A 7,856-nucleotide genomic window follows, 5' to 3' on the forward strand; every position below is an offset into this window, starting at 1 on the left:
CGCCCCCGTGCACCGATCACCAGAGCCGACAGGTCGTCCAGGCTCGCCGCGAGCAGTTCGTCGAGCTCAGGACGCGTCATCGGGGTCAGCGGGGTCTCGAGCTGCCCGCGAACGGTCAGCACGCCGAGTGCGGCGCCGACGTAACCGGCCCACCGGCCGAACGCCACCACCCGCCGCCCGTCCACCGTCAGGTACTCGATGTCGAGCAGGTCGCCGCCACCGCGCTCGAACCGCGCGAGCACCTCCTCGGCACCGTCCTGTCCCTTGAAGGCGTGGGCGAAGTAGATGTGCGAGTGCACGAGCGCGCTCGGTTGGTCGGGCAGCTCCTTGATGCCGAGGATGTGCGCATCCGGAGGCGCGTCGACCCAGGAGCCGGTCTCGACGAGCTCGCAACCCGCTGCAGCGTACTCGTCGTCGCCGAAGACCCGTTGCGGAGAACGCTCGACGGTCACACGCACGCCGTCAGCGATCAACGTGTGGCAGTCGTGCGGCACCAGCGGTGCCCGCTGCTCAGTGGCTCGTGTCTCGGACCGCATCCACAGATGAACACCCATGGCCGCAGGCTAGCGGTCAGATCTTGGCGAGTGACACCACAGCCCGTTCATCGTCGGCGACCTCGACCGGGGTGCCGGCCGTGTTCGCGTCCACGGTCAAGGTGGCCAGCGTCTCGCCGGCGATCAGGTCGGCGTGCGTGGTCGCAGCCGAGACGACGGCGTCGCTGCCACCGATCACCAGCGTGATCCGGTCCGACACGTCGAGTCCGGTGTCGCGGCGCGCCTGCTGCACTCCACGCACCAGGTCGCGGGCCAGGCCCTCGGCCGCCAGCTCGGCGGTGACCTCGGTGGACAGCGCCACGAAGCCAGCCGCAGGCAGCAAAGCCACCTCGACGCCATCGGCCGACTCGGCCACCTGCTCCAGCGTGTACTCGCCCTCGACGAGTGCGAGACCGCCGGAGGTGACGGTGCCGTCGTCGGCCACCGACCAGTCGCCGGTCTTCGAGCCCTTGATCGCCGTCTGCACGTCCTTGCCGAGCCGTGGTCCGGCGGCACGGGCGTTGACGGTGAGCTTGCTGCTCAGCCCGAAGGCTTGGGCCTCGTCAGATGTCACGTCCACGAACCGCACCTGCTTGACGTTGAGCTCGCCAGCGATGATGTCGGCGAAGCCGGACAACAGGTCGGGGTCCGTGACGGCCACCAGCAGTGACGACAGCGGCAGGCGAGTGCGCAGACCCGCGCCCTTGCGGATGGACGATCCGGTCGAGCAGATGTCGCGGACCTGGTCCATGCCCGCGACGAGTGCGTCATCGGACGGGAGGGCGTCTGCGGATGGCCAGTTGGTCAGGTGCACCGACCGCTCGGCGGTGAGGCCGCGCCAGATCTCCTCCGTGGTCAGCGGCAGCAAGGGAGCGGTGACCCGGCAGACCGTCTCGAGCACCGTGAACAGGGTGTCGAACGGCTGCCGCGTGATCTCGACCGCGGGCTGGCCGTCGGCCAGCCAGAAGCGCTCGCGCGAGCGGCGGATGTACCAGTTGGTCAGCACGTCGAAGAACTCGCGCGTCGTCTCGCACGCGTCGGCGACGGCGTAGGTGTCCATCTGGGTGGTCATCACGCTGACGAACCGGCCCAGCTTGGCCAGGATGTAGCGATCCATCGGGTCCGCAGCATCGCTGATCGTGCGCGCCTCGAAATCCTTGCCAGCGAGATTGGCGTACAGGCTGAAGAAGTACCAGCTGTTCCACAGCGGGATCATCACCTGGCGCACGCTGTCGCGGATGCCCTGCTCGGTGACGACCAGATTGCCGCCGCGCAAGATCGGCGAGGCCATCAGGAACCAGCGCATCGCGTCGGCTCCGTCGCGGTCGAACACCTCGGACACGTCCGGGTAGTTGCGCAGCGACTTGCTCATCTTGTTGCCGTCCGAGCCCAGGACGATGCCGTGGCTGATGCATGCCTCGAAGGCCGGCTTGTCGAACAGTGCGGTGGCCAGGATGTGCAGCGTGTAGAACCAGCCTCGGGTCTGGCCGATGTACTCCACGATGAAGTCGCCGGGGAAGTGCCCTCCGGCTGAATCTGCGCCATCGAACCACTCGGCGTTCTCGAACGGGTAGTGCACCTGGGCGTACGGCATCGAGCCGGAGTCGAACCAGACGTCGAGCACGTCGGTGACGCGCCGCATCATCGACTTCCCTGTGGGGTCGTCCGGGTTGGGGCGCACCAGCTCGTCCACGTACGGCCGGTGCAGGTCCGGCTCGCCGTCGCGGGTCGGCAGGCGACCGAAGTCGGCCTCGATCTGCTCGAACGAGCCGTAGACGTCGATGCGCGGGTACGCAGGGTCGTCGCTCTTCCACACCGGCACGGGGGAGCCCCAGAATCGGTTGCGGGTGATGGACCAGTCGCGGGCATTTTCCAGCCAGCGTCCGAACTGGCCATCCTTGATGTGTTCGGGCACCCACTCGATCTGCTGGTTCAGCTCCAGCATGCGCTTCTTGATGGCGGTGACCTCGACGAACCATGAGGAGACGCCCTTGTAGATCAGGGGCTCGCGGCAGCGCCAGCAGTGCGGGTAGGAGTGGTCGTAGGTCTCCCGACGCAGCAGAACCGTGCCGGCCGTGACGGCTCCGGTGTGGGCCTTGAGGTCGTCGATGATGGCTGCGTTGGCGTCGAAGACCTGCATGCCCTCGTAGTCAGTGACCGGGGCGGTGAAGCGGCCGTCCTTGCCCACCGGCATGACCGGCTCGATGCCCTCGCGGTCGGTGACCTCCTTGTCGACCTCGCCGAAGGCGCCAGCGCTGTGCACCAGGCCGGTGCCGTCGGTGGTCGTGACGGCATCGTCGGCTGCGACGACGCGGAAGGCATTGTCGTGGCCGGCGTAGTAGCTGAAGGCCGGGGTGTACGTGAGGCCCAGCAGGTCTGCGCCCGTGCCCCGCCAGACGACCTCGGGGTCGTCGCCCAGCTCGCGGGCGTAGGCGGGCAGGCGTGCCTCGGCGAAGATCAGTCGGTCGTCCCCGACCATCACGTAGTCGATCTCGGTGCCGACCATCACGGCGAGGTTGCTGGGCAGGGTCCACGGCGTGGTGGTCCAGATCATCAGCTTGGCGCCAGCCAGCGGGCCGTCACCCGCGATCTCGAAGCCGACCGTGACGGCGGGGTCCTGACGGTTCTGGTAGACGTCGTCGTCCATGCGCAGCTCGTGGTTCGACAGCGGCGTCTCGTCATTCCAGCAGTAGGGCAGCACGCGGAAGCCCTCGTAGACGAACCCCTTGTCGTACAGGCTCTTGAACGCCCAGATGACCGATTCCATGTAGTCGGGGTTCATGGTGCGGTAGTCGTTGTCGAAGTCGACCCAGCGCGCCTGGCGGGTCACGTACTCGCGCCATTCGCCGGTGTACTTCATGACCGACTCGCGGCAGGCGTCGTTGAACTTGTCGATGCCCATCTCGACGATCTCGTCGGTGGTCTTGATGCCGTTGAGGCGCATGGCCTCCAGCTCGGCGGGCAGCCCGTGGGTGTCCCAGCCGAATCGGCGCTCCACCCGGCGCCCGCGCATGGTCTGGTAGCGCGGCACCACGTCCTTGACGTACCCGGTCAGGAGGTGGCCGTAGTGGGGGAGCCCATTGGCGAACGGCGGCCCGTCATAGAACACGAACTCGTTCTCACCGGAGGCGCCCGCCTCGCGCTGGTCGATGCTGGCCCGGAACGTGTCGTCCTCGGCCCAGAAAGCCAGCACTCGCTCCTCGATCTCGGGAAAGCGCGGGCTCGAGGGCACGCCGGTGCCGCCGGAGTCGGTGCGGGGGTAGTACGTCATGGTGTGGGGGGCTCCTGCGTCGCTTCGTCGAAAGGACGAGGACGACAGTCAGCCGCGGTACCACCTCGATTGCCGCCGTACGTGCTGGCGACCGCTTCGTGAAGGCGATGACGGGCCCACCCGTCCGGGTCTACTAGGAGGCTGACGCCCCTGTTCTTCCGGCTGCTCGCCGCTGATGACGGCTCGAACGCTGTGAGGCCAGCGTAGCCGACCGTACGCTGGGCTCGTGCCCGAGCCATCAGAGATCTTCCTGCCCGTCGCCGCTGCGCTGCCGGTCGTCGAGGCTCGGCTGGAGGCTGGCTGGACGCTGCTGGCGGTGGGGGGATTCCGTGTGAAGCGCGGAGACTCGACGCCTGATGCTGCACTCGTGGCCGATTTCGCCCCCACGGGAACCACCGACCTGGCGCTCGTGGGCGCGGCGCTCGCCGCGTGGCCAGCCGGTTCAGACGTCTTCGCCGAGCTGCGCTTCGTCCCTCGATAGCTCGCGCCGTAGTAAAGGTTGACGCGACTATAAGGAGAGGTTAGTGTCGGAAGCACCCTAAGGAGGTGCGGCGTGACGATCGAGTCGTCAGTCGACCAACGCGTGTCGCTCGCGGTGTCAACCGTGATCTTCGCCTTGCGTCCGCACCCCACCACCGGCGCCCTCACCGTCTGGTTGCCGCTGGTGCGCCGCATTCGGGAGCCGCACGAAGGTTCGTGGGCCCTTCCCGGCGGGCCGCTGGAGCCGCACGAAGATCTCGCGGCGAGCGCCCAGCACACGCTCGATCGGACCACGGGCCTCACGCCGCGGTACCTGGAGCAGCTGTACTCCTTCGGGGCCATCGACCGTGCGCCCACCGTGGACCGCGACGGCCGCGTCGTGTCGATCGTCTACTGGGCGCTGGTGCGACCCGATGAGGTCGCCCGCGCCGTGGCCAAGGCGGAGCAGGCCACGGCCGAGCAGGACAGCGAGAACGTGCAGTGGTTCGTCGCCGATGAGGTTCCGGTCCTCGCGTTCGACCACAACGAGATCCTCGCGTACGCGCTGCAGCGACTGCGCGCCAAGATCACCTACTCGCCGATCGCCTTCGCGTTCTGCAATGACGAGTTCACCCTCGCCGAGCTGCGCGAGGTGCACGAAGCCGTGCTGTGCAAGCAGATCGATCCCGCCAACTTCCGCCGCCAGGTGCTAGCCACCCACCAGGTGGCGCCCACCGGCGCCTTCGTCCAGGGCACCAGTCATCGCCCGCCCGCCCTCTACCGGCTCACGTCCGATCTTCAGGAGTCCTCATGAGCTCATCTGTCAACGACCTGATCGTCGCCGATCCCCCGCAGAGCTGCGACGTCGAGCTCGTCAAGGGTCCGTGGGAGTTCGACTCGGTGCCCGGCTATGGCCCGGGGTGCTCCGAGGACGACGTCATGCCCGTCCCGGCAGTGCGGCCCGGCCAGCTGCCGTCGGCCTACCAGAAGATGACCGACGCGGACCTGCACGCGCGGATCGTCGCAGCCAAGGAGGCGCTCGGAGACAAGCTGGTCATCCTCGGCCACTTCTACCAGCGCGACGAGGTGGTGCAGTACGCCGACTTCGTCGGTGACTCGTTCCAGCTGGCCAACGCCGCCCTCACCAAGCCTGATGCCGAGACCATCGTGTTCTGCGGTGTGCACTTCATGGCCGAGACCGCTGACATCCTGGCTAGCCCTGAACAGCACGTGATCCTGCCCAACATGGCGGCTGGCTGCTCGATGGCCGACATGGCTGACGAAAATTCCGTCGAGCACTGCTGGGAGCAGCTGGAGGAGGTCTACGGGCCGCTCGACGAGCAGGACGCCGATGGCAAGCAGCCGATCATCCCGGTGACGTACATGAACTCCTCAGCCGCGTTGAAGGCGTTCTGCGGTCGTCATGGCGGCATCGTCTGCACCTCGTCGAACGCCGCGACGGTGCTGGAGTGGGCCTTCGAGCGAGGCCACCGCGTGCTGTTCTTCCCCGATCAGCACCTGGGCCGCAACACCGCCAAGGCCATGGGCATCAGCCTGGACGACATGCCCACCTGGAATCCGCGCAAGCCGCTGGGCGGACACACCGAAGCCGAGCTCGACGCCGCCAAGGTGCTGCTGTGGAACGGTTTCTGCTCGGTGCACAAGCGATTCACCGTGGGCCAGATCAACAAGGCGCGCGACGAACACCCCGGCATCAAGATCATCGTGCACCCCGAGAGCCCCATGCCGGTGGTCGACGCCGCCGACGCCTCGGGGTCCACCGACGCCATCAACAAGTTCGTCCAGGCATCCCTGCCCGGCGACACGATCGCCATCGGCACCGAGATCAACATGGTCAACCGGCTCGCGGCGCAGTACCCGGACCGCACGATCTTTTGTCTCGACCCTGTCGTCTGTCCGTGCTCGACCATGTACCGGATCCATCCGGGGTACCTCGCCTGGGTGCTCGACGCGTTGGTCGAGGGCGAGGTCCGCAACGAGATCATCGTGCCCGACGAAATCGCCATCCACGCCAAGATCGCGCTCGAGCGGATGCTCGCCGCGCTCCCGAAGTGAGGGCAGGGACGTCATGAAGAGCTTGATCGTGATCGGCAGCGGTGTCGCCGGCCTGACGGCGGCCCTCGACGCCGCGCACGGGGGTCTGCAGGTCACCGTGCTCACCAAGGCCGATCTGGCCCAGAGCAACACCCGGTACGCCCAGGGTGGGGTGGCCGTGGTCACCGACGCCATGAGCGATCCCGGTGCGCCGAAGCTGGGCGACTCGGTCGAGGCCCACGTCTCCGACACCTTGGTGGCCGGTGCAGGCCTCAGCGACGAGGACACCGTGCGCATCCTGTGCGCCGAGGGCCCGGCCGCCATCGACGAGCTGATTGCCCGGGGGGTCGAGTTCGACCGGCACGACGGCCAGCTGTCCCACGGGCTTGAAGCGGCGCACAGCTTCGCCCGCATCCTGCACGCCGGCGGTGACGCCACCGGCGCCGGCATCGCCTACGCCCTGATCGACCGCATTCGCGAGGCGGCCGTCGAGGTGCGCGAGCAGACCACCGTCGTGGACCTGCTCGTCGAGTCCGGGGCAGTCGTCGGCGTCCAGCTCCTCGAGGGCGAGCAGCTGCGTGCCGATGCCGTGATCCTGGCCACCGGAGGCGCGGGTCAGCTGTTCCCGTACACCACCAATCCCGAGGTCGCCACGGCCGACGGCATCGCCATGGGCCTGCGCGCCGGCGCCGTCGCGGCCGATCTGGAGTTCTACCAGTTTCACCCCACGTCGCTGAACGCCCCGGGCAACTTCTTGGTGTCCGAGGCCGTTCGCGGGGAGGGTGCCCACCTGATCGACGCCGTCGGCCACCGATTCATGCTGGACGTCCACCCCGACGCCGAGCTGGCGCCGCGCGACGTGGTGGCTCGAGCCATCGCCGAGCAGATGAGCGCGAACAATGGTGGTTCGGCCCGTTTGGACGCCACTCATCTGGGGGTGGAATTCCTTGCCCAGCGATTCCCGAACATCGACGCCGCCTGCCGCGCCCAGGGCTACGACTGGGGCACCGAACCCGTACCGGTCACGCCTGCCGCGCACTACTACATGGGCGGCATCCGCACCGATGAGTGGGGGCGCACCTCGGTTCGGGGCCTCTACGCCGTCGGCGAGGTTGCCTGCAACGGACTTCAGGGCGCCAACCGGCTGGCGTCCAACTCGCTTCTGGAGGGTGCGGTCTACGGGGCGCGGGTCGTCGAGGGCATCCTCGATCCCTCGCCCATCGTGCCGTTCGACGAGCAGTGGTCTGAGCCGGCCTCGCTGGACATCTCCGGTCCGGCGGAGGGGGGCGCGGACGTCAATCGTTCGGGCCTGCAGCAGCTGATGTGGGACGCGGCCGGACTCTCGCGCAACGCCACCGATCTCCGGCAGGCCGCGGCCGAGCTCGCCACCTGGACCGCCCCCGACGTCTCTGACGCGAAGTCGGCCGAGGACGCCAATCTCCTGGTCGTGGCGCGCGCCGTGATCGCCGCGGCGCTCGCGCGGCGAGAGTCGCGCGGCGGTCACCACCGGTCCGACTTCCCCGAGACCGATCCAGCCC

The 7,856-nt window shown here is 68.1% G+C and carries 6 protein-coding genes; 4 read left to right on the forward strand and 2 right to left on the reverse strand.

Going from position 1 to position 7,856, the window contains the following annotated elements; translation table 11 throughout:
• Both WB508_RS04820 and ileS read right to left on the reverse strand, forming a co-directional pair.
• Positions 1–554, reverse strand: a 554-nt coding sequence (locus tag WB508_RS04820; protein ID WP_423843745.1) for a hypothetical protein, incomplete at its 3' end; no start/stop codon positions are given.
• Positions 555–570: 16 nt separating this feature from the next.
• Positions 571–3,804 carry an isoleucine--tRNA ligase gene (gene ileS / locus WB508_RS04825; protein ID WP_423843746.1) on the reverse strand — a complete coding sequence of 1,078 codons (3,234 nt, stop codon included), beginning with the start codon at positions 3,802–3,804 and terminating at the stop codon, positions 571–573.
• Positions 3,805–4,030: 226 nt separating this feature from the next.
• Here ileS and WB508_RS04830 point away from each other — a divergent pair, with 226 nt between their 5' ends.
• From WB508_RS04830 to nadB, 4 genes are all read left to right on the forward strand, one after another.
• A complete protein-coding gene (locus WB508_RS04830; RefSeq protein WP_423843747.1) occupies positions 4,031–4,285 on the forward strand; it encodes a hypothetical protein in 255 nt (84 codons plus the stop codon).
• A gap of 72 nt (positions 4,286–4,357) precedes the next feature.
• On the forward strand, positions 4,358–5,077 hold the full coding sequence (locus WB508_RS04835; RefSeq protein ID WP_423843748.1) for an NUDIX hydrolase: 720 nt from the start codon (positions 4,358–4,360) through the stop codon (positions 5,075–5,077).
• Positions 5,074–6,339, forward strand: a complete 1,266-nt coding sequence (gene nadA, locus WB508_RS04840) for a quinolinate synthase NadA (RefSeq protein WP_423843749.1) — start codon at positions 5,074–5,076, stop codon at positions 6,337–6,339. The genes WB508_RS04835 and nadA overlap by 4 nt, the downstream gene beginning before the upstream one ends.
• A 13-nt stretch (positions 6,340–6,352) precedes the next feature.
• Positions 6,353–7,856 (forward strand): L-aspartate oxidase (gene nadB / locus WB508_RS04845; protein ID WP_423843750.1); only part of this gene is annotated, 1,504 nt, incomplete at its 3' end.

The sequence above is a fragment of the Aeromicrobium sp. genome (genome assembly GCF_049586495.1).
Classification (GTDB): Bacteria; Actinomycetota; Actinomycetes; order Propionibacteriales; family Nocardioidaceae; genus Aeromicrobium.

Coding starts and splice junctions, on each gene's coding strand:
- nadA (WP_423843749.1), top strand. CDS start 5,074: ATGAGCTCATCTGTCAACGACCTGATCGTCGCCGATCCCCCGCAGAGC.
- ileS (WP_423843746.1), bottom strand. CDS start 3,804: ATGACGTACTACCCCCGCACCGACTCCGGCGGCACCGGCGTGCCCTCG.